This window comes from Calothrix sp. NIES-2098 (assembly GCF_963875125.1).
Taxonomy (GTDB): Bacteria; Cyanobacteriota; Cyanobacteriia; order Cyanobacteriales; family Nostocaceae; genus Aulosira.
This window is the reverse complement of the sequence record NZ_CAWNKJ010000001.1, coordinates 1,268,490-1,289,053: the sequence shown is the minus strand read 5'-3', so window position 1 is coordinate 1,289,053 and position 20,564 is coordinate 1,268,490. Positions and strand designations below refer to the sequence as shown.

Annotated in this window: 18 protein-coding genes; 11 read left to right on the top strand and 7 right to left on the bottom strand. The window is 38.7% G+C overall.

Going from position 1 to position 20,564, the window contains the following annotated elements:
- The first annotated feature begins 10 nt into the window (after nucleotides 1-10).
- From rfbC to AACU33_RS05415, 4 genes are all read left to right on the top strand, one after another.
- Entirely contained in the window at nucleotides 11-568 is a 558-nt protein-coding gene (gene rfbC / locus AACU33_RS05430) for a dTDP-4-dehydrorhamnose 3,5-epimerase (RefSeq protein WP_096587394.1), read from the top strand.
- Nucleotides 569-657: 89 nt separating this feature from the next.
- Complete coding sequence (locus tag AACU33_RS05425; RefSeq protein WP_096587393.1) at nucleotides 658-1,587, top strand: hypothetical protein; 930 nt, start codon at nucleotides 658-660, stop codon at nucleotides 1,585-1,587.
- Nucleotides 1,588-1,610: 23 nt separating this feature from the next.
- A complete protein-coding gene (locus AACU33_RS05420; protein WP_096587392.1) occupies nucleotides 1,611-2,951 on the top strand; it encodes a glutamate-1-semialdehyde 2,1-aminomutase in 1,341 nt (446 codons plus the stop codon).
- Between the two features lie 19 nt (nucleotides 2,952-2,970).
- A complete protein-coding gene (locus tag AACU33_RS05415) occupies nucleotides 2,971-4,266 on the top strand; it encodes a DUF4910 domain-containing protein (protein WP_096587391.1) in 1,296 nt (431 codons plus the stop codon).
- Nucleotides 4,267-4,285: 19 nt separating this feature from the next.
- On the opposite strand, the gene AACU33_RS05410 is transcribed toward AACU33_RS05415, so the two are convergent.
- From AACU33_RS05410 to AACU33_RS05400, 3 genes are all read right to left on the bottom strand, one after another.
- Nucleotides 4,286-5,479: a calcium-binding protein gene (locus AACU33_RS05410; RefSeq protein ID WP_096587390.1), complete on the bottom strand. Its 1,194-nt coding sequence runs from the start codon at nucleotides 5,477-5,479 to the stop codon at nucleotides 4,286-4,288.
- Between the two features lie 407 nt (nucleotides 5,480-5,886).
- Nucleotides 5,887-7,077, bottom strand: coding sequence for a calcium-binding protein (locus AACU33_RS05405; RefSeq protein WP_096587389.1), 1,191 nt, complete (start codon nucleotides 7,075-7,077; stop codon nucleotides 5,887-5,889).
- 532 nt (nucleotides 7,078-7,609) lie between these two features.
- Entirely contained in the window at nucleotides 7,610-8,629 is a 1,020-nt protein-coding gene (locus AACU33_RS05400; protein WP_096587388.1) for a S66 peptidase family protein, read from the bottom strand.
- A 328-nt stretch (nucleotides 8,630-8,957) separates the two neighbouring features.
- Here AACU33_RS05400 and AACU33_RS05395 point away from each other — a divergent pair, with 328 nt between their 5' ends.
- Together AACU33_RS05395 and AACU33_RS05390 are read left to right on the top strand one after the other, a co-directional pair.
- The gene (locus tag AACU33_RS05395; protein ID WP_096595146.1) at nucleotides 8,958-9,329 is read left to right on the top strand and encodes a Lin0512 family protein; all 372 of its coding nucleotides are present in this window, start codon (nucleotides 8,958-8,960) and stop codon (nucleotides 9,327-9,329) included.
- A gap of 33 nt (nucleotides 9,330-9,362) precedes the next feature.
- A complete protein-coding gene (locus tag AACU33_RS05390) occupies nucleotides 9,363-10,160 on the top strand; it encodes a DUF3598 family protein (protein ID WP_096587387.1) in 798 nt (265 codons plus the stop codon).
- 43 nt (nucleotides 10,161-10,203) lie between these two features.
- Here AACU33_RS05390 and AACU33_RS05385 read toward each other — a convergent pair whose 3' ends face one another.
- Entirely contained in the window at nucleotides 10,204-11,196 is a 993-nt protein-coding gene (locus AACU33_RS05385) for a metal ABC transporter solute-binding protein, Zn/Mn family (protein ID WP_096587386.1), read from the bottom strand.
- Nucleotides 11,197-12,153: 957 nt separating this feature from the next.
- On the opposite strand from AACU33_RS05385, the gene AACU33_RS05380 reads away from it, so the two are divergent.
- Together AACU33_RS05380 and AACU33_RS05375 are read left to right on the top strand one after the other, a co-directional pair.
- Complete coding sequence (locus AACU33_RS05380; RefSeq protein WP_096587385.1) at nucleotides 12,154-13,347, top strand: MFS transporter; 1,194 nt, start codon at nucleotides 12,154-12,156, stop codon at nucleotides 13,345-13,347.
- Between the two features lie 410 nt (nucleotides 13,348-13,757).
- The gene (locus tag AACU33_RS05375; protein WP_339375779.1) at nucleotides 13,758-14,018 is read left to right on the top strand and encodes a hypothetical protein; all 261 of its coding nucleotides are present in this window, start codon (nucleotides 13,758-13,760) and stop codon (nucleotides 14,016-14,018) included.
- A 317-nt stretch (nucleotides 14,019-14,335) separates the two neighbouring features.
- On the opposite strand, the gene bchE is transcribed toward AACU33_RS05375, so the two are convergent.
- The 3 genes from bchE to AACU33_RS05360 form a co-directional block, all read right to left on the bottom strand.
- Nucleotides 14,336-15,958, bottom strand: a complete 1,623-nt coding sequence (bchE, locus tag AACU33_RS05370; protein ID WP_096587384.1) for a magnesium-protoporphyrin IX monomethyl ester anaerobic oxidative cyclase — start codon at nucleotides 15,956-15,958, stop codon at nucleotides 14,336-14,338.
- 107 nt (nucleotides 15,959-16,065) lie between these two features.
- The gene (gene hemN / locus AACU33_RS05365; protein ID WP_096587383.1) at nucleotides 16,066-17,463 is read right to left on the bottom strand and encodes an oxygen-independent coproporphyrinogen III oxidase; all 1,398 of its coding nucleotides are present in this window, start codon (nucleotides 17,461-17,463) and stop codon (nucleotides 16,066-16,068) included.
- Nucleotides 17,464-17,735: 272 nt separating this feature from the next.
- Nucleotides 17,736-18,488 (bottom strand): biliverdin-producing heme oxygenase, encoded by a 753-nt coding sequence (locus tag AACU33_RS05360; protein WP_096587382.1) that lies wholly within the window; start codon nucleotides 18,486-18,488, stop codon nucleotides 17,736-17,738.
- Nucleotides 18,489-18,913: 425 nt separating this feature from the next.
- On the opposite strand from AACU33_RS05360, the gene AACU33_RS37540 reads away from it, so the two are divergent.
- From AACU33_RS37540 to AACU33_RS05350, 3 genes are all read left to right on the top strand, one after another.
- A complete protein-coding gene (locus AACU33_RS37540) occupies nucleotides 18,914-19,168 on the top strand; it encodes a VOC family protein (RefSeq protein ID WP_096587381.1) in 255 nt (84 codons plus the stop codon).
- A 138-nt stretch (nucleotides 19,169-19,306) separates the two neighbouring features.
- Entirely contained in the window at nucleotides 19,307-20,320 is a 1,014-nt protein-coding gene (locus AACU33_RS05355) for an IS701 family transposase (RefSeq protein WP_096586986.1), read from the top strand.
- A 49-nt stretch (nucleotides 20,321-20,369) separates the two neighbouring features.
- Nucleotides 20,370-20,549: a VOC family protein gene (locus AACU33_RS05350; RefSeq protein WP_339375778.1), complete on the top strand. Its 180-nt coding sequence runs from the start codon at nucleotides 20,370-20,372 to the stop codon at nucleotides 20,547-20,549.
- The last annotated feature ends 15 nt before the right edge of the window (nucleotides 20,550-20,564 follow it).

The window sequence follows — 20,564 nt, the reverse complement described above, 5'->3', positions numbered from 1 at the left end:
ATTGATCGTTATGCTCTTCACCGAAACTGAACTACAAGGTGCTTTTATTATAGATTTAAATTTGCATCAAGATCATCGAGGCTTCTTCTCTCGGTCTTTTTGCATAAATGAATTTGCAGAACATGGTTTAAATTCCAAAATTGTGCAATGCAATTTATCTTTTAACCATAAAAAAGGAACGCTGCGAGGAATGCATTATCAAATACCTCCTTCGCAGGAAAGTAAATTAGTTCGTTGCATTCACGGGGCTATCTATGATGTAATTATTGATTTACGCCCAGAATCTCCGACTTATTTATCTTATATTGGTGTAGAGTTAACTGCTGAAAATCGTCGTGCGCTTTACATTCCAGATAGATTTGCTCACGGTTTTCAAACTTTGAGCGATGACGCTGAGGTGATGTATCAAATGGGTGATTTCTATGCACCAGAATATGCTAGTGGGTATCGCTACGACGATCCAGCTTTTGGGATTGAATGGCCTTTACCTGTGACTGAAATTTCGGAAAAAGATAGGGCTTGGAGTTTATTTGAACAGGCAAAAATTGTCACGCCTGCGGGGATGTAAGACTTTTAATAAGTATTGAAAAATATCTAATTGCTGATGAGTAAAATTGTCAATTAGTATCGCACAGAGGCGCAGAGGAGGAGGGGGAAATGAATACAATTTATTTCGATGCAAATTTCAGTGACGATATTAGACGCAAGCATCTCTACAATGGACAAATATTTGTCTATTCTCCTTGCGCTAGTGCGATCGCTCTATGTAACTTCGCGCGTGGGATGATTGAAGAAGCCTTCGCCCCTCTAGATCCCAGAGAAGCGCAACATAGCCTACCTGTAGAGAGATACGTTGAAATTTTGGCGCAACTCAAGCCAGCGTTTATCCATCATCCTGAATCCAAAAAACTCATTCAAGACATCTTGAAGGAAAGTGGATGCGACTTGAGAAAAACCTATTTCGATGTACCCCGCCTCAGAACAGCAACCAGTGATGGCTATCTGACAGCTGGTATTGCTTACGCCTTCCATCCTCATCGCGATACTTGGTACTCTGCTCCTCCCTGCCAAATCAACTGGTGGCTTCCTGTCTACAATATTACCTCCGAGAATGCGATGGCATTCCATCCCCGCTACTGGAGTCAGCCTGTTAAGAATAGCTCAAGAGATTATAACTACGCTCGGTGGAATCAAGAGAGCCGTAAAAATGCGGCACAGCACATTAAAACAGATACGCGCAAACAACCCCGTGCAGAAGAAACTTTAGAAATTGAGCCGCAATTGCGGTTGATTACCCAAGTCGGGGGGATGATTCTGTTCTCAGCAGCGCAAATGCACTCAACTGTACCTAACACCTCAGGCTATACCCGCTTCAGTATTGATTTTAGAACTGTACATCTTGATGATGCGATCGCTCAAAAGGGTGCCAAAAATATTGATTCAGCTTGTACGGGAACTTCTTTAGGCGACTTCTTACGGGGTACGGACTGCCATTTGATACCAGAATATTTAGTAGATCTCTATAACGACCCCTTATCAATAGAGAATGTAACCTCTTTATCTCCTGCGATCGCACATTCAAGTTAAATCTTCATCAAGGAGACAACCCCATGACTTTAGCTCATTTTAAGATCTCAAAGAAACAGTCTTTTGCACAATCCAAAGCTTTACAACAAAAAAGTCATTCTCTGATTCCTGGTGGTTGCCATACTTACGCTAAAGGTGATGACCAATTCCCAGAAAACGCACCTGGCTTTATTACCAGAGGTGAAGGTTGTCATGTGTGGGATGTGGATGGCAATGAATTTATTGAATACGGAATGGGGCTGCGTGCTATCACCTTGGGACACGCTTATCCAGCTGTGGTAGAAGCAGCTTATCAGCAAATGCTGCTGGGCAATAACTTCACCCGTCCAGCAAATATTGAAGTCGAATGTGCTGAGACACTCCTGAGTTGGGTTCCCGGTGCAGACATGGTGAAATTTGCCAAGGATGGCTCAACGGTAACTACCGCCGCGATTACCCTGGCGAGGGCTTACACGGGGCGAGATATGGTTGCTATTTGTGGCGATCATCCTTTCTTTTCTTACAATGACTGGTTTATTAGCAGTACTCCTATGTCTGCGGGGATTCCCCAAGTAATTCAAGATTTAACTGTGAAATTTAATTACAACGATCTTGAAAGTGTAAAAGCCTTGTTTGCCAAGCATCCGGGAAAAATTGCTTGCGTGATTTTAGAACCAGCTAAATACGAAGATCCAGCCAACAGTTTTCTCCATCAGGTACAAAAACTTTGTCAAGAAAATGGCGTAGTTTTTATCTTAGATGAGATGATTACTGGATTCCGTTGGTCTGGTGGGAACGCCCAAACTTACTACGGTGTTGTTCCCGATTTATCAGCCTTTGGCAAAAGTATGGGAAATGGTTTCGCTATTTCTGCACTGGTTGGTAAACGAGAACTTATGGAGTTAGGCGGAATCTACCACGATAAAGAGCGTGTATTTCTGCTTTCTACTACTCACGGCGCAGAAAACCATGCTTTAGCAGCTGCGATCGCTACTATGAATATTTTCCGCGAAGAAGGCGTCATCGAGCATCTGTATCAACAAGGTGAAAGATTGCGCCAGAGAATTAATCAAGCGATTATTGCTAATAAACTCCAAGGTTATTTTGAGGTTGTTGGCAAACCTTGCAATTTAGTTTATGCAACCCGCGACCAAAACCAGCAAGCATCACAGGAATTTAGAACTCTATTTATGCAGGAAACAATCAAACGAGGTTTAATTCTGCCTTCTTTGGTTGTCAGCTATTCTCATAAAAATGAGGAGATTGATACAACTATAGATGCTATAAATGAAGCTCTCAAAGTTTACCGCAAAGCTTTAGAATATGGAATCGATAAATATCTAATTGGTCGTCCAGTCAAACCCGTGTTTAGAAAATATTGTTAGCAATCAAAAGTAACCGGAAATGGAAAACAGAGCATTTCATGATATTGCTCAAGAGATATATCAACTAATAGCAGAACTATATCCTATCTGTCGCAGTATTACAGGTAATGGGTTGAGAAAAACGCTGAAAACTCTCCAACAGCATATTCCCTTGTCAGTTCATGAAGTGCCAACGGGAACTGAAGTTTTTGATTGGACAGTTCCTAAAGAATGGAATATTCAGGATGCTTGTATTAAAAACTCGCAAGGTGAAAAGATTGTAGATTTTGCTAATTCTAATCTGCACGTTGTTAACTATAGCGTTCCCGTACATCAAAAATTATCGCTTGCAGAACTCAAACCGCATCTTTTTACCCTTCCCGATCGCCCTGATTGGATTCCCTACCGAACTTCTTATTATAAAGAAACTTGGGGTTTTTGCCTGACTCACGAGCAGTATTTGCAACTAGAAGATGATGAATACGAAGTGTTTATTGATTCCTCTCTGGAACCTGGTCATTTAACTTACGGTGAGTATTTTATTCCGGGAAAAATTCAGGATGAAGTCTTAATTTCTTGTCACGCCTGTCATCCGTCGCTGTGTAATGATAATCTTTCGGGAATTGCGATCGCAGTTTTTCTCGCTAAACATTTGAGCCAAATTACACCGTACTATTCTTACCGATTTTTGTTTATCCCTGGAACTATTGGTTCAATTACTTGGCTGGCTTTGAATGAGGCGAAGGTTGCTCAAATTAAACATGGTTTAGTCTTAACTTGTTTGGGAGATGCGGGTAACTTTACTTATAAAAAAAGCCGCAGAGGTAATACTGAAATAGATGAGATTGTCAGTTATGTGCTGAAAAACTCGGCTCAGGATTATAAAATTATCGACTTCTTTCCCTATGGCTATGATGAGCGACAATACTGTTCGCCTGGATTTAATTTAGCAGTAGGTTGTTTTATGCGATCGCCTCATGGCAGTTTTCCTGAATATCACACGTCAGCCGATAATTTAAACTTTGTGCAACCCGCATATCTTGCTGATTCATTCGCTAAATGTACCTCTATATTACATATACTTGACAATAATCAAACTTACTTAAATAAAAATCCCAAGTGCGAACCGCAATTGGGAAAAAGAGGATTATATAGGTCGGTAGGCGGTCAGAAAGATAGCGGACTAAATGAAATGGCTATTTTGTGGGTTTTGAATTTATCAGATGGTAACTATACTTTATTAGATATTGCTCAAAGGTCAGGTATGACATTTGATGAAATTAAAACTGCTGCGGATAAATTATTGGCACATGATTTGTTAGAACTCAAATTTTAAGCAAGACCAGAAAGAATAATTATGAAAACAGAAAGTCAGCAGGATTGAGTTGACTGATATTTAACCCTTCTAACAAAAGTTTTCCACCTGGATTCAAAGTTAATAAAGTACCATCTTGGGTATCAACCATCTTAGCTATACTGTTCCAACCCAGAAACTGAATTTTATCAATGCCAACTTCAAAATCTTTAATGATATCGTACTCGCCAGCTAGTAAGCTATCCCCTTTTTCAAAAACAAAGGTGTCTTCGCCATCGCCACCCACTAAAATATCGTTACCACGACCGCCAATTAAGACATCATCGTCCCAACTGCCATAGAGTTTATCGTTACCTTGTCCCCCGTTTAAAGTATCGTTACCTTGGCCGCCTTCGAGGATATCATCACCTTTTTTTCCTTGGATGCGATCTTTCCCTAGACTGCCATAAATTTTGTCTGCGCGATCGCTTCCTGAAAGATTATCATTGCAGATCGTGCCGTAGGTGACATCTTTACCTAAATTTCCAATTAAAGTATCACCTTTAAATTGAACGGAACTTTCATTAATTTCTACTATCGCGATTTTCTTATCTTGTAAGAACTTCCGTTGATAAGTTCCATTAGCAGTCCCGATAACAGAGTCTGTGCCATTATCGCCATCAATATCAATAATGCGATCGCAATTGTCAATAGTAATTTTGCGGCTACTATGTAACTTGAGATCGCCAATTTCTTTTGAAGAAATCAAGTTACCTCGCATACCAAAAAAGTCTAAGACTTTAGGTTGATTGACATTTGAGACATCTAATACTAAAAAAGCAGTTTTCGACTTAGCCTGGTTGTATTCAGCTTGAGGATTTTCAATTTCTTTAGCTGTTAATGCTGTATCTGCTGCAAAATTGAAAGAAAAGGTTTGATTAGCACTAACATCAAAACTCGCAACCACTTTGGTTGTACTTTTACCGCTTCCTTGATAAGTGCCATCTAAACCAATACCATCAACACTACTAAAGATATAAGAAAAAGCTGGGTCATTGAGAAAGAGGGCTTGAGCTTCCGCAATAGCCGCACTTACACCATTGTTGACTAAAGTATTTGTTTCAGCATAAGTCAAAAAATCTGAAGCATTTTGACTGTAGCTAAAGAAAGAAATTCCTCCAGTGGCTTGAGCAAAGTTAGGATTGGAACTAGATGTTGAGCCAGTTGGTTGTAAAAATTGAGTATCTGATAGCATAAAATTCTCACTTGGGAAGGTGGATTAAATAAAATATGAATCTTCAATCTTCTAAAGTCCTAATATGCCAAAGCTAGACATAATTTTTATAGCTGAGATTGAAGATATCAGACCCAACTAATTTCTATTTTGTCGTTGGGTTCCGTTGCGATCGCGTTGATTATTGGCAAAATATTACTTATTACTTATATTTATTTAAAATTAGATATTTCAATCAAATATTCCGGTGATAGCATTCTATGCATTATTGCAATAGATAAAATTTATCTAATTTTTAGAATATTGTCGCAATCAGTTATATTTTGCCAACAATAGTTATTTTGTAAAATAAACTGTAATACATAAATATGGAGGATAATTTCGGCTGCAAAAATAGGAGTAAACTTCTTTACTGCTAAAAGTTGGGTTTACGCAAATTCAAAATTAGATGCATTAAGTTGGTCAACAAATACACCTTCAAAGAGAACTTTTGTATTATTTAAAGTTAATAACGCACCATTTTGGGTATCAACTAACTGATTAGTAAGTATCAAGCCCAAGAATTTGACTTTATCAACATTGACTTGAAAATCTTTAATAACATTATTATCGGTGGATAAAAAGCTATCTAATTGTTGGAAAACAAACGTGTCTGCGCCATCGCCACCGACTAAGACATCGTTACCACGACCACCAATTAAGATATCATTGCCCAATCCTCCAGAAATTTTGTCAATACCATCGCCGCCATTTAAAAGATCGTTTCCTCGACCTCCTTCTATAGTGTCATTACCTCCGTTTCCAAAAACTACATCATCCCCTAAGCTGGCATAAATTTTATTCGCATTGCTGTCTCCTACGAGAGTATCATTCCAGATAGTGCCGTAGGTAACATCTTGGCCTAAGTTACCAATTAAAGTGTCTCCCTTGATTGCGGTGGTGCTATCATTAATTTCTACTATAGTTATCTTGCTATCATGATTAAAAGTCCGTTGATAACTGCCATTAGCCAAACCATTAGCAAAATCTTGTCCATTATTACCATCAATATCGTAGCTGCGATCGCTACCAGTAATGCTAACTCTATTACTAGGTAGAAATCTCACATTGCCAATTTTCTCAGATGATATTAAATTACCTTTTGCGCCAAAAAAATCAATTATCTTTGGTCTATTAATATCTGATGTATCTAATACAAGAAAACCGATTTTTGAATTAGCAAAGTTAAATTCAGTATTACGATTTTCAATTTCTTTAACATCCAGTGCTAAACTTGCTGAGAACTCAAAAGAGAAGTTTTCATTAGCACCAACTGTAAAATCAGCAACTATTTTTGTCTTACTTTGAGAACTTAATTCATAAGTACCATCTAAAGCTACGTTATAACTATCGGTAAACAGATCTGTAAAGGTAGGATCGTTGATAAAAGTGGTTCTAGCTTCAGCAATAGCAAGAGATACACCACCATTAACTAAAGTCTCGCTCTCTGCACTACTTAATGAAGATTCAGAAGCGTGACTATAGTTGTAGTATGTAGCGCTCCCTATGGCATGAGCATAGTTTTGAACGTAATTTGTGCTAGAGGAGGTAGGATTTAAAAAGAAGATTTCTGCTGACATAAGACTATTGATTTTCTAAATTTGGCAAAATAAGTTTTTGAAGACGCAAGTATTGCATCCTCAAAGTCGGTTAGAAAATGATTTTTTGAAAACAGATTTTTTAAGTTTTTATGGCAGGGTAGAAAAGACTTCTACCGAGAGATTAGATTCATTGGTAATAACTTGAAGGAGCAATATTAGACTTTTAAAACATTCTTTGTGATTTGAGTATTATATTGAGCAGTTACTTCATGTCCAAAATATTGAACTAATAAAATATGGTTTATGTATTGCAGCAGTCTTTCGATATGGCTATTTAACCATAAATATTTAGATAGCTACAGTCTAGAATCCCTAATCAAAGGATAAAACATAACTTACGTAAGCAGCAGCCAGAATGGCTAGTTTTTTCACAATCTACTCAGAAGCTGAAAATCACTAGTTTTGAATGATGAAGATGAAAATTTGGTAAAGCTATTCACACTTCAAATACCTAAATTTTATATTTTCCTTATTTAAATCGCGCTTATTTGTGTAAGTGAATAACTTAATATCAACTGACAGCTGGCTCTAACAATTGTATTATCCCGGTATTGGCATCGATTTCTACTTGTACGCCCACTGGCAAGGTGAATTTATCTTTAATATGACCGATCGCAGAACCGTACCAGGCGGGAATGTTTAAGGGGAGTATATGATCTTGCAATACTTGCGTTAAAGTAAAATTTGGTGCATCGCCTAAGCTACAATTCGTGCATTGTCCAAAAATCAAGCCAGCAATGCGATTCAGTATCCCTGCATTTTTTAACTGAGTCAACATCCGGTCTACACGATACACATCTTCGCCGATTTCTTCTATAAATAGAATGCTTTGATTCCATGCAGGTAGATAAGGCGAACCTACCATTGCTGTTAATACTGATAAGTTACCACCCACAAGTTTACCTCTAGCTTTCCCCGGTGCAATGGTGGAGATTTGCACTTCTTGAGTGGGAGGATTTTGCATTGTCACCGCTTCTCCAGCAAATAGGATGCGCTTAACGTAATCGACTGTAAACTGATTCCAAGTAGAAGTAGCAACCGGGCCGTGAAAAGTAATTAATCGGCTGCGGGCGTTGATTGCTAATAATAGAGAAGTAATATCGCTGTACCCGATCAAGATTTTGGGATGAGCGCGAATACGAGGGTAGTTGAGTAAAGGTAAGATACGATTACAGCCCCAGCCACCGCGCATGGCAATAATTGCTTTCACAGATCGATCTGCAAACATCGCGTTTAAGTCCGCAGCGCGATCGCTATCTTTCCCCGCTAAATAGCCATAACGATTTAAAATATGTTTCCCTAATTTGACTTTTAAACCTAAATCTGCAAAGTTACGCTGGGCGGCTGCGATATCTTCAGGATCGACGATGCCGGCAGGCGCAATTAATCCAACAGTATCCCCTATTTGCAAGCGAGGTGGCTTCAGAATAGTTTGGGGCGATAATTGACCTTGGGCAATCAATGGTTGTAACTGAGTGGCTAAGGTAGCTAGTCCAAAGCTGGTAAGAAATTTGCGGCGATTGATTGTCATTGGTTATTGGTCATTGGTTTGAAAGTTCTGTCAACTTCTGGTTAGCAGTGGATGCAAATGTTCTTGAATGCGATTGCATCGGGTGACAATGCGATTGTATCCGGTAACAATTGAATTGCATCGCCCGACAATTAAATTGCATCGCCTAACAATTGAATTGCATCGCCCGACAATTGAGTTGCATCGCCTGACAATTGAATTGCATCGCCTGACAATTGAGTTGTATCGCCCGACAATTGAATTGCATCGACCTGCAATTGAGTTGCATCGACCTGCAACAATTAATCCAAGGGAAATAACAAATGAGCAAAATCTCCCAGAGGTGGCTGTGGCGCTAAAACGTTTGATTATCGAGATGGGAATGGGAATCGATCAGCACGGACAGGAACCGACAGTAGCAGCAGCTAGGGCGGTACGTAATGCGATCGCTAACAACGCTTTACCTGGTGTTTGGGAAGTAGCTGGTTTAAGTGACCCCAATGAGATGATTGTGGAAGTCCAGGTAGCAGTACCATACCCAGAACAAGTACGTCATGAGGAAGTCTTAGCTGTACTGCCTTTTGGTCGCAAAACTCTCAAAGTCGAGTCTGGTGGGATGATAGTTCAAGGACGGGCAATTGCTTCACTCAACGATAAAAATGACGAAATGTTGATTGCAGTTGCTGCCGTTACTGTTTTGATTGAAACTGAAACTGAGTAACTGTGACTGTGATTTGCAGATTTAGTTAATAAAATGTCGCATCTACAAGAGCAACATTGGCAAAAACTATTTGGATTTGTAACTACAGAGGGCAGTTCTATGTATGGTACATGGACTGTCTACTCTCCTACAAAAGAAGTTATTAAATCATCACAAGGTATCAGGAATTTGCGGGCAAACGCCGATCGAACAGTAATTACTCACACCAATCAATTTCCTTCGCCTGATGGAACTACTCTAGAAAAGCAATGGCTGATTGATAAGCAAACTTGTAACCTGCCTGATGGATTATTACATCCAGCTAACCCATCTAAAAGAGCAGTTGTGCTTGTAGATTACGGTGCTAATGCTTGGTTTTATAAAAAGCTAGAAACGGGATGCAGTTTCTCCGTTGAATTATTTCTGAAGCATGAAGATTGGAATACCAGCATTGGAAGTATTTATACGGAAACTGGCGATTTAGAGAGAATTTTATATATACTCGAAAATTCAGTTAGGTTTCCAGAAATGCCTGCGATGGGCACAGAGATAGAAACTTTAGCAGGAAATTGGATTGGTACAAAACAAGCGATCGCACCTAATTTAAACATTTCCCAACCTGAAGAAATTCACGAACTTTTATTAGACCCAACCGTAGGTAAAAACAAGACATTCTTTTTACCTGGTGGTGTTGTTGTGAATATTCCCGAAAAACTGAAATTGGGAGAAGCATTTGAGATTATAGCTGGTAAATTCTTTCCTCCCAACAAATATAAACGCCTCACTGCTAAATATGATAATTCGGGAACTTTTGAGCAACTAATATCCGAAATATTTGACTTACAAGATTAGACAAATAATCGCGAACAACTACAAAATCTTTAGCCTGCTAGCACTAATTTGAAGTTTTCGGTTCAAATATCAGGTAAGTTCCTCCCAAACCTTCGACAATTGTGCGCGTATTAGCTGCCATCATTTTTCGATAGGTTTCTCCCGCGCTTCCCGCTTCTCCTAACCCATCAGTGTAAAGCCTTCTTTCAGAAACTTTGACTGTAGTTTCTCCAGCTACAGCCTGAAAAACATCAGAGTTAATTGCTGTCTCAGGAAAAACTGTCGGGACTTTGGTTTTTTGAATGCTTTTCGCCAAATTTTTTACTTGAGTACTTGTTGGTCTTTCTTTGGTGCTGACACCTTCTAAAGTTCCTACTAATGAAAGACCGTAAGCTTGAGTGTAATAGCTCATACCATTATGAGGGGTGACTAATGTGCGTTTATTAGTCGGAATACTAGCGATTCTGGACTCAATCCAGCGATTTAGTTGGGTGAGTTCGTTGTTAATTTTTATCTGATTGCTGCTATAAGTTTGGGCATTGCTGGAATCTAACTTGCTCAAGTTGCTGCTAATTACTTTCACCATTGCGATCGCATTCTTGACATTGTGCCAGATGTGAGGGTCGGTGACTATATTGCCATCTTCCCGAAATTTTTGAGGTTTGGGTACTGCAAGTGGCGCAACCGCAATTTTAGGCGCAGTGCTTTTAGTGGCTTTAATTAGCCTAATTAATCCTGGTTCCAAATTATAGCCGTTATAAAGAATCAGATTAGCTTGTTCTATAGCTTTGCGATCTTCTGGCTTTGGCTGATAAAGATGGGGGTCTACACCTGGAGGAATCAAGCAGGTAAGGTTAACTGTATTCTGAGCAATTTGTTTAGCAAAGTCACATATTATACTTGTTGTAGCAACGACTCGCGGAAGATTATAATTAACTCTAGTAGTGGTTTGAGTAAATGAAGTGCTTGAAGCTTGGTTGACACACCCTACAGTTCCCATCGCCAGTACGAGTGAAACAACAGGCACTAAATTAATATTTAGTATGTTTTTTGACATTGCCTCCTCCTGTTGAATGGATAATAAAGATAATTATGATAGTGAGTTAATCAGTAAAATACTCAAAATTCCTAACTTACTGCCAAATGTTAAGGCGTTGACACTTTATAGTCTGATAACTTGATGGGTGCAACAGTAGGTAGCAAAAATCATAGTCATGTAAAGTTGGCTAGCGCTCATCCAAGTAGCATAATAGCGTTACGAGGCATTCAAACAGCTTGTATTATAGACTTTCGGACTGTTTTGTAGATGCAGCGGGTATGTTGATTTGCGCGATCTCCGAAGATTGTAGCTAACTGGTATTTCCCTCAAGTTTGGTAAATTAGCAAATTCAACAACAGTCGATGCTAGTTTAGCAAGTTATGTGACTGCTAACCGTCTCATAGCAAACTGAAACATCACTGTAATGTTGCTGGAAGCAGAAATAACTGACATCAAGCAATAAATACATATTCATACTTATCTACTTAAACTGTTTAAAACTAGCAGCAAATCCCTAAAAGTTATGGTTGAGAAAAAGCTGCTAGTCGAATTAATAAATACTGATAACTTAAAAATTTATACTCGAATTTGCTGAATATTTATACTTGGTAAATGGGGATAAACCCTCAGGTGGATCGGCTACACGGATTATAAGATATAAAGATATCAGTTTTTTAATAATAGGAAAATTTTACCAATGGCTGCTATGTGGTGAAAGTGTTATCAACAACATCTCAAGTGAAACTACTACTTTTTCATCAGCAAAAGAGAATGGCTTATCAGATGAGTTGTTTGTGCGTTATTAGCAAACGATAGGTTTTTAGTTTGGGGAGTGCATATTTCCTCAAAGCTCAAGCTAAGTAGTAATTAATCTGTGGTTTGCGACCTCTGCATTATGCAATTGTTCGTGCCATTTTTTGAGCAGAGTTGCGATCAATCGCACCACTAATGCAAGCAAGTAAGGCAAAGTTATGTATGGTTAACTCTTTCGATTCCCGTCCGGGGATTTTATGGCGACAAGTTTGGGGATTAGCTGCTTTAGAGGCTGGAATTATCTTTAGTTGGATGGCTTATAGTTTCTATCAACCAAAAATTTTACAAAAGCTGGAATTTGTAGAATTAGCAGGTTGGTTGGGAATAATGCAAGGGTTACTTGCTACAGTTATCGAACCCTTCATTGGGCAATTTTCCGATCGCATTCAACAGCGTTTCGGTAATCGCTTACCCATGATTAGTGTCGGGGTAACGCTTGCAGGTACGATTTTTGTAATTGTCTCTCTGTTAGTAGAACAGAATTTAACAGGAGGCATCCGTTGGTTAGTACCCGCGCTAATGACTATGTGGGTAATAGCCATCATTATTTTTCGCGCCCCAGCGATCGCATTATTAACCCAGTTCGTACCTGTAACCGAATTACCTCAAGCAAATGCTGTTTTAGTATTTGTATTTGCATTCATCGGAGCCATTGCTCCTGTATTGAATATTTTTATCAAAAATATTGGTGCATCCATGACTTTCTTGTTGGGAGCGATCGCCTTGATTATGGGAGGATATATTTTGCGATCGTTAACTCCCTTTCATACCTTAAAGCCTTATCCTCTCAATGATGAGATTCCAGCTAATACTCCTACGTTATTATTAATTTTAATTTTTGTAGTTGGTTTGGGAACAGGATTAGAAATAAATCTATTAATGTCTTTATTTCCTCAAGAATTACAACTTCAATTTCCTGGTATTAGATTAGAATTTATTACCTCTGGCATACTTATAGTAGCAGCGATCGCTTCTATGATTTTAGGAGAATGGACAGCACAAATAGGCGCTAATAAAGCAATGCTACTTGGCTTAGGCACAATGACAGGCTTAATGGGGCTAGCATTGTTAAACGATATCGACTCATTCGTTGTAGGTTTTATCGTAGCTTTTGGCGTGAGTTTTGGCTTCATTTTTGTGAGTATGATTCCCTTCTGCTTAGGAAAAGTACTCTATCATCAAGCGGGTTTAGCTACTGGCTTATATTTTAGCGGCATTGCTGGAGCTACTGCTTTAGTATCAATTTTAATCAAACAGTCAATCATCACATCATTAGGAGCATTTCTCTTAGCGGAGTTTGCTTTTTTTGTAGTAGCTGGTTGTATTGCAATTACTAAAAAAATTTCCCTTACTTAATCATCCGCTATTAGCATAAGAATTTATTCCTATGTGGGTGAGGAAGCCAAGCGTCAAGCTATTTTTAGCTTAAATTGACACGTATGGTTGATATCATGTCTGTTTAAAAACTTGTCATTGCGACCGGAGGGTAGCAATCGCAAAGGTTTTGGGATTGCGTCGTTCTACCGCGTTCCACTCGCGGCGGACATGAGATGAGCGATCGCTTCACTATTTTCGCTAATTAAAAAATAAAATTACTTTTCGACTGTTGAAATCATCAGCTTAATATCAGGTTGATAATGGCTTAAATTCCCAAAAAGCGGACACAACAAAAAAATATTACAAATCTCAGTTTTTATACGGATGGGCAATGTTTTAGCAAGTATATCTGGGATGAAGCGATATGAAATATTAGTCTACGAGGTGGCATGATGAAATATGTTTCTTGGAATACTCTTACTAGGACTGCCTTACGTGGTTTCTACGCACATGGAAGAGGTGCTGTGTACTTCTCTAAGGATGGAAACGTCCACTATTGCTGGGAAGGTCAGATATCCTTAGCAGTTTTATTTTACGACCCAGAGACTGAGTTTGTACTCGTAAAAGAATGGGTTAACCCCGATACCCAAACCACACATTTTGCTACCGCTATTATGCCTTTAGAGTCAAATGTTGTTTTACAGTTTTAACACAAGTAAAGCTTGCTCTTTCTGGGTATGACATCCAGCAAAGCTGCTAGGAGAATTTTGAGAAATTGATGCGCGACGAAAAAATATCATTGCAACCTCTAATATTCTTTGTGTAAACTATCCCAGGTTTTGTAGATAGCGTGTGTTTTCCTCAAAATACAAAGCCACGAATAATTTTCACAAAGCACAACTAAAAGCCTTGCGAAATAAGAATCCCACACCTTTAGTTACAGGTGTGGGAGAATCAAAGTAATTCGTCATTAATTAGCTCTTGCTCTATCCCTAATAATTACGAATTAGTAATTATTTCTCATTTCTTATATTTTCATGCTGGGCACATCTTGTTCTTCACCTTGATACTCTGGTAGATCGTTGGGTGCGCCACAAGCAGAAATATCGCCAATATTGCCAGTAAAATTCACATCCGCTGACAATTCTGGATGTTGTTCTTTGCGTTTAGCAATTTCTTCACGAGTGAGAATCTTAGACTCATCAAAACCTAACTCGATTTCGGTGTGTAACCCTTTATATTTCACCCGTTTCAGGTTGTAGAAGCGTTTGTTGAGGGTAGTTTGAGCAAAAGCTTTCAAGCAGCCTAAAAGATATTTCCGCTTAAAGGGATCTTTAACAAACCAATATTCAATAGTCTTACGCAAATAGAAACGGGCGTAGTTCCGCAACACGCCTTTGAGAACATCTTCCCGTTCCATTGCTTCTGGCTTCATGATGGGCGTCACAAAGTTATATTGAGAATAATCTCGTACTTCGACGCGATCGCCTAATTCCTGAAATAATTCCGAAAATGGCCAAGGGGTAAACATATTCCAGTTCACCATGTCTGGTTTCCAATCTAGCGCCATTTTATAGGTTTGTTCGATTGTCTCTGGGGTTTCGTTTTCTAAACCCATAATAAATTGCGCTTCGGCAATCATCCCATTTTGCTTTAACAGTTGAATTGCCCGTTTGTTTTGTTCAATTGTGGTTTCTTTGCGGAACAAATTTAACTTTAATTGGGCTGCGGCTTCTGTACCTAAAGAAACGTGAACTAGTCCGGCTTTGCGGTAAAGCGGTAGTTCTTTTTCATCGCGCAAAATATCTGTGACTCTGGTATTAATTCCCCAATAAACACCCAAATTGCGCTCGATTAATTCATTACATAACGCAATAAATTTCGGTTTATTGATTGTTGGTTCTTCGTCAGCAAGAATGAAAAAGCCTACCTTGTGTTTTTTCACCAAAATTTCAATTTCATCCACAAAGCGCTTAGGAGAACCAGAACGATATTTGCGCCAGAATTTCCATTGAGAGCAAAAACGACAGGTAAATGGGCATCCTCTAGCATAATTGGGCACAGCTACCCGCACATTCAGAGGCGTGTAAATATATTTCTGCCAATCTAAGAGATCCCAATCTGGAGTGAGGGTATCTAGGTCAGCAATTGGCGGATGGGCTGGTGTAGCGACTACTTTACCATCTTCGAGGAAGGCAATACCTAAAATATTCCGGCGATCGCTCTCAACAGTACCATTAGCGATCGCCCGTAGTAAATTAACTGTAATCTCTTCGCCTTCACCGCGAATAATATAATCTACCCAAGGTGCTTCGTTCAGCACTTCATTGTACATATAGGTAGGGTGAACCCCACCCATAATTGTCTTGGCGTTGGGGCAAACTTGTTTAACAATTTGTAATGTTATTTGCGATTGATAAATCATCGGCGTAATCGCCGTTGCTAACACCACATCCGGTTGATATTTAGCGATAATTTCTGCTAACACATCATCAGGAATATAGTCTGTCATCGCATCAACAAAGCGGATATTGGTAAAGCCAGCCTGTTTTAATGCTCCACCAACATAAGGAACCCAACTGGGCGGCCAATTACCTGCAATTTCCGCACCACCAGAATGATAGTTGGGTTGAATCATCATGATACGCATAGTTTTCTTCCTGCTGCTTGAAAGAGGACGAAGGAAGGATGAAGGATAAAGGATAAAGGATGAATTTCTTGACTTCATACTTTATCTTTCAAACTTCATCCTTCAAATCAAATTGCTTTAGAAAAAGCTGCATTTTTTCGCTGTCTGGTATGAGCATCAAAAATTGATGCAATGTTGCGGATCAGTAATCTGCCACTCGGTGTCACCTCAATACCATTGGGTATCATCCGAATTAATCCATCAGCTTCTAGCAATTTCAACTCAGATAATTCTCTAGCAAAATATTCGTTAAAATCCGTATCAAAAGCTATATGATATTTTTCTTCGACATCATTAATTGATAGCTGGAATTGACACATCAATTCCATAATTACAGTCCGACGCAGAATATCGTCTCGATTTAGACTGACGCCTTTTTCAATTGGTATCTTGCCAGTATCAATTGCTTGATAATAACTTTTTAGCTGCTTAAGATTTTGTACGTAAACATCATGCAGCATACTAATCGAAGTAATGCCAAAGCCAAATAAATCCGATTCTGGTTTTGTTGTGTATCCCTGGAAATTTCTGTGGAGTTGTCCTTGTTTTTGGGCGATAGTCAGTTCATCGTTAGGTTTGGCAAAGTGATCCATACCAATAAACCAATAACCATTCGCCGTTAATTCTTCAATAGTCATCTGAAGAATATCTAATTTTTCTGAAGCTTGAGGTAATGCTGACTGCGGAATCTTTTTTTGTACGGGCTTCATCCAAGGTACGTAAGCAAAGTTAAAAACCGCAATGCGATCGGGATCGAGTTTTATAGTTTTGGCAATTGTGTTTTTAAATGTATCGAGGCTTTGATAAGGTAAACCATAAATTAAATCAACATTAACGCTTTCAAATCCTGCATCCCGAATCCATTCCATCACATCAAAAAGCATAGCTTCCGGTTGGACGCGGTTAATAGCGGCTTGCACTTGGTGGTTAAAGTCTTGAATGCCAAAGCTAATGCGGTTAAAGCCTAAGTTCTTCAAGAAAAAGATATAGTTTTTATCAACATATCTAGGATTAATCTCAATGGAAACTTCTGCTTGTGGATCTAAATTGAATTGGCTATTAATAGTATTCCAGAGAAAATCCATCTGCTGCTTAGTTAAATAATTAGGCGTCCCCCCGCCAAAATGTAATTGATGTACTTGGCGCTTTGAGGAAATTAGCCCAGAAAGTTGTCGGATGTTACGCACCACATAATTTAAATATGGATCTACTATTTCTTTCTTTTTGGTAATAATTGTATTGCAACCGCAAAAATAGCAGGCAGTTTCACAAAAAGGTATATGAAAATAGAGAGAGAGAGGAATATTTTTATAATTACCAACTGCAATGCCCGATCGCAAATCCAACTCGCCAAAATTTTCTTTTAACTCTGTTGCTGGTGGATAACTTGTATATCGAGGCAAAGCTTGGTCGTATTTTTTGAGTAACTCCGAGTTGAATTGAACTGTTTGCGTTGCAAGTTTCATGATGCTAATAACCTTGAATGTCTTAATCCGGTGTTAGTGGCTATAGGGGAATTTAAAATTACTCTTGTGAGTATGATTCACCAAAAGCTTTTACGATGGCAAATTAAAGTCCTGATACCAATTGATGAAAGATGGATTGCTAAAAGTTGAGTTACTAACTATTTCAAAATCCAAAATCTCAAATGGTATGCATTTTCATCAGTGCAGGTATCCAGTTTGGAGAGAAAAGATACCTACACTCGTTCCTTCAATTTCACTTTGGATGTTGATGCTTATTCAGCTGCAACTAGTTCTACTGAAGTATGACCGGGTGAGCGTTCTGTGCTACCAGGTAAATCTTGGCGCGTAATCAAATCAAAAACGCGATCGCCAATTGCAGTTTTCACATCAGCTTCTAACTCATGGACAACATTACGATTGAGTTCAAAAGCATAATTTGCTTCTGCAACAATTTTTTCAGCTAAAGCATCATCTACTGGTAATGCATTTAAAGCATCACGATACTGTCCTTTAAATGCTCTGATAGCTTCAATTGTAGGTAGTTGCTCAAATTCATGCAGTCCAGTTCCTTTATCTGCTGGTAATTCCAGTGCTGAACGGACAATTTTTTTCAAACTCTGTCCCCCTGATAAATCCCCCATGTAGCGAACATACGCATGAGCAACTAATAATGCAGGTTCGCTGTTGGCTACTTCATTGATGCGATCCACATAAACTTTACCAGCTTCCAGCGCCGCTATTTGTTCGCGCCAATCTTCACCGTAGTAAAAAGCGAGGTCTTTCTCTAAATTTGTCTTGCGGTTCAACAGCGGAAAATAAATCCGACTGACTACAGGATGAGTGCTATAACGCTGAAGCTGTTCTTCCAACGAACTGTAAACCAAATACAAGTTCGCTATCAGTTTCCGAAACGGCTCTTTTTCCACAATCCCTTTCAGGAAACATTTCATGAACGCCGTATTTTCCGCCATTGTATGGGAGTGTTTTGTTCCTTCCCGTAACTTGGTTGCTAAATCGCTACTCATACCCAATTCCTAATTTTTTAATTTCTATATAACTCTATGGCTATATAGATAAGCAAGGAAACTAAACTTTTCAAAAATTAACCTGAGGTGGGCAAAGTTTTCAAAGCCTGCTCAGAGTTTAGTAGGAGTAAGGATTACGCAAGACAAGCAGGATAATTAGCAGATGACAAAACAGGGGATACTGATTACATTCTCATCAACCCGATCTCTTTTCTGCGCTATCTTGTGAAATAACCCCACTGAAGTCAGTCTTGAGGAGAACTACACCGCCAAAGTCGGCATAACTGAGGTCTGCTCCACATTAGCCAGCTTCTTTGAGATCGGTAAATCAATTATCCTGTGAGATTCCCAAACTTAAATTCGCTCTCAACAGAAAAGCTAAACTGAGTTTAGCATAGCTCAAATTTGTACCATTAATCTATCCAATGTGCGATCGCCCGCCAATTGATCGACAAATTACCTTTTTATATACCCAAGATCTTGAAGCTTCAACCCGGTTCTATGAAGACCAGCTTGGTTTTCAGTTATGGCTCGACCAAGGTACCTGCCGGATTTATACTGTTACCGGTTCTGGGTACTTGGGGTTATGCCAAAAAAGTGGAGAGTCTATTACAAAAACTAATGTTGAACCATCCAGTATTATTTCAGGACTTACGCAACTGGCACAATGCGATCGTTAGTTCATAGTACATATGTATTAATTAAATCTGATTTTGAAAGCTTTGCCTTCGTAATAGAAGTCGCTGTCTTGGAAGTACTATCGAAATATTCGTGAGAAAATAGGTAGAGGTTATATTAGATAAATTTCGCTAAGGGTAATGAGATTTACTAAGCTTAATTACTGCCAATATTTATTAAGTAGTCAAATTAATTATACAATTACCAATTTGGCAGAGCATTTAGAGAGTATTAGTCATGACGCAATTAACTATTATTTGAAAACCGAAAAATTAACACCTCGTTTACTATGGGATAACGTGAAAGAGGTCGTTGAGTCTGATGAAAATGGTTACATCATATTTGATGATAGCGTTTTAGATAAAAAGTATTCTGAAGAAATAGAAATAGTCAGAAGACAATATAGTGGTAATGAGCATGGTGTCCTGAAAGGCATTGGTGTAGTTAGCTGCGTGTATGTCAACCCTACACTTCAAAGATTTTGGGTCATAGATTATCGAATTTTTAATCCTGATGTCGATGGGAAAACCAAGATAGACCATGTGAAAGATATGCTCCAAAACCTTGTGTATCATAAGCTTTTACCATTTGATACTGTTTTGATGGATACATGGTATGCGGTACACAGTTTAATGCTATATATTGATAGCTTAGACAAAATTTATTATTGCCCTTTAAAAAATAATCGTTTAGTTGATGATACATTTGGTCAAGAAAAATATAAACGGATTGAATTATTAGAATGGAACCAAGAAGAATTAGACTGTGGTAAAATCATAAAAATTAAAGGATTCCCAGCTAATAAAAAAGTGAAACTATTCCGGGTTACTGTTTCTACCAACAGAACGGATTATGTCGCCACTAACGATTTATCTCAAAGTTCCACGGATGTTGTACAACAGGTGTGTAAAATTCGTTGGAAAATAGAGGAGTTTCACAGGGAAATTAAACAACTAACTGGCATTGAATCTTGCCAGTGTCGGAAAGCTAGACTCCAAAGAAATCATATTGCTTGTGCAATGTTGGTTTGGGTTAGGTTAAAGAATTTAGCCTATAGAACTGGCAAAACTATCTATCAAATCAAGCATAACTTGCTTTCTAATTATTTAATTCAGCAACTGAAGCGCCCAAGTATTTTTATGTACTTGGTTTGATTTATATTGTCGCGTGTCAGGGCTGTGCCCTGCCTGCTATTTGTGCCAATTGCGTAAGTCCTATATTTTTACCTTGGTAACTCAACAAGTAGATGAATGGTTTGAGTACCTACAAAAGCGTGGTGTTGAATTTGAAAAACCACCGACATTTAATGAAAAGTACCAGATTTATCATTGTTTTTTACGCGATCCTGATGGTTATCTAATTGAGATCCAAAGATTTGCCTGAGAAAGTTAGCATGAA

Excerpts from the sequence above, each read along its gene's own strand:
- AACU33_RS05405 (WP_096587389.1), bottom strand. The coding sequence starts at position 7,077 with ATGTCAGCAGAAATCTTCTTTTTAAATCCTACCTCCTCTAGCACAAAT.
- AACU33_RS05360 (WP_096587382.1), bottom strand. The coding sequence starts at position 18,488 with ATGAGTAGCGATTTAGCAACCAAGTTACGGGAAGGAACAAAACACTCC.
- rfbC (WP_096587394.1), top strand. The coding sequence starts at position 11 with ATGCTCTTCACCGAAACTGAACTACAAGGTGCTTTTATTATAGATTTA.
- bchE (WP_096587384.1), bottom strand. The coding sequence starts at position 15,958 with ATGCGTATCATGATGATTCAACCCAACTATCATTCTGGTGGTGCGGAA.
- AACU33_RS05400 (WP_096587388.1), bottom strand. The coding sequence starts at position 8,629 with ATGACAATCAATCGCCGCAAATTTCTTACCAGCTTTGGACTAGCTACC.
- AACU33_RS05420 (WP_096587392.1), top strand. The coding sequence starts at position 1,611 with ATGACTTTAGCTCATTTTAAGATCTCAAAGAAACAGTCTTTTGCACAA.
- AACU33_RS37540 (WP_096587381.1), top strand. The coding sequence starts at position 18,914 with ATGTGCGATCGCCCGCCAATTGATCGACAAATTACCTTTTTATATACC.
- AACU33_RS05410 (WP_096587390.1), bottom strand. The coding sequence starts at position 5,479 with ATGCTATCAGATACTCAATTTTTACAACCAACTGGCTCAACATCTAGT.
- AACU33_RS05355 (WP_096586986.1), top strand. The coding sequence starts at position 19,307 with ATGAGATTTACTAAGCTTAATTACTGCCAATATTTATTAAGTAGTCAA.
- AACU33_RS05415 (WP_096587391.1), top strand. The coding sequence starts at position 2,971 with ATGGAAAACAGAGCATTTCATGATATTGCTCAAGAGATATATCAACTA.
- AACU33_RS05390 (WP_096587387.1), top strand. The coding sequence starts at position 9,363 with ATGTCGCATCTACAAGAGCAACATTGGCAAAAACTATTTGGATTTGTA.
- AACU33_RS05425 (WP_096587393.1), top strand. The coding sequence starts at position 658 with ATGAATACAATTTATTTCGATGCAAATTTCAGTGACGATATTAGACGC.
- AACU33_RS05385 (WP_096587386.1), bottom strand. The coding sequence starts at position 11,196 with ATGTCAAAAAACATACTAAATATTAATTTAGTGCCTGTTGTTTCACTC.
- AACU33_RS05380 (WP_096587385.1), top strand. The coding sequence starts at position 12,154 with ATGGTTAACTCTTTCGATTCCCGTCCGGGGATTTTATGGCGACAAGTT.
- AACU33_RS05375 (WP_339375779.1), top strand. The coding sequence starts at position 13,758 with ATGATGAAATATGTTTCTTGGAATACTCTTACTAGGACTGCCTTACGT.
- hemN (WP_096587383.1), bottom strand. The coding sequence starts at position 17,463 with ATGAAACTTGCAACGCAAACAGTTCAATTCAACTCGGAGTTACTCAAA.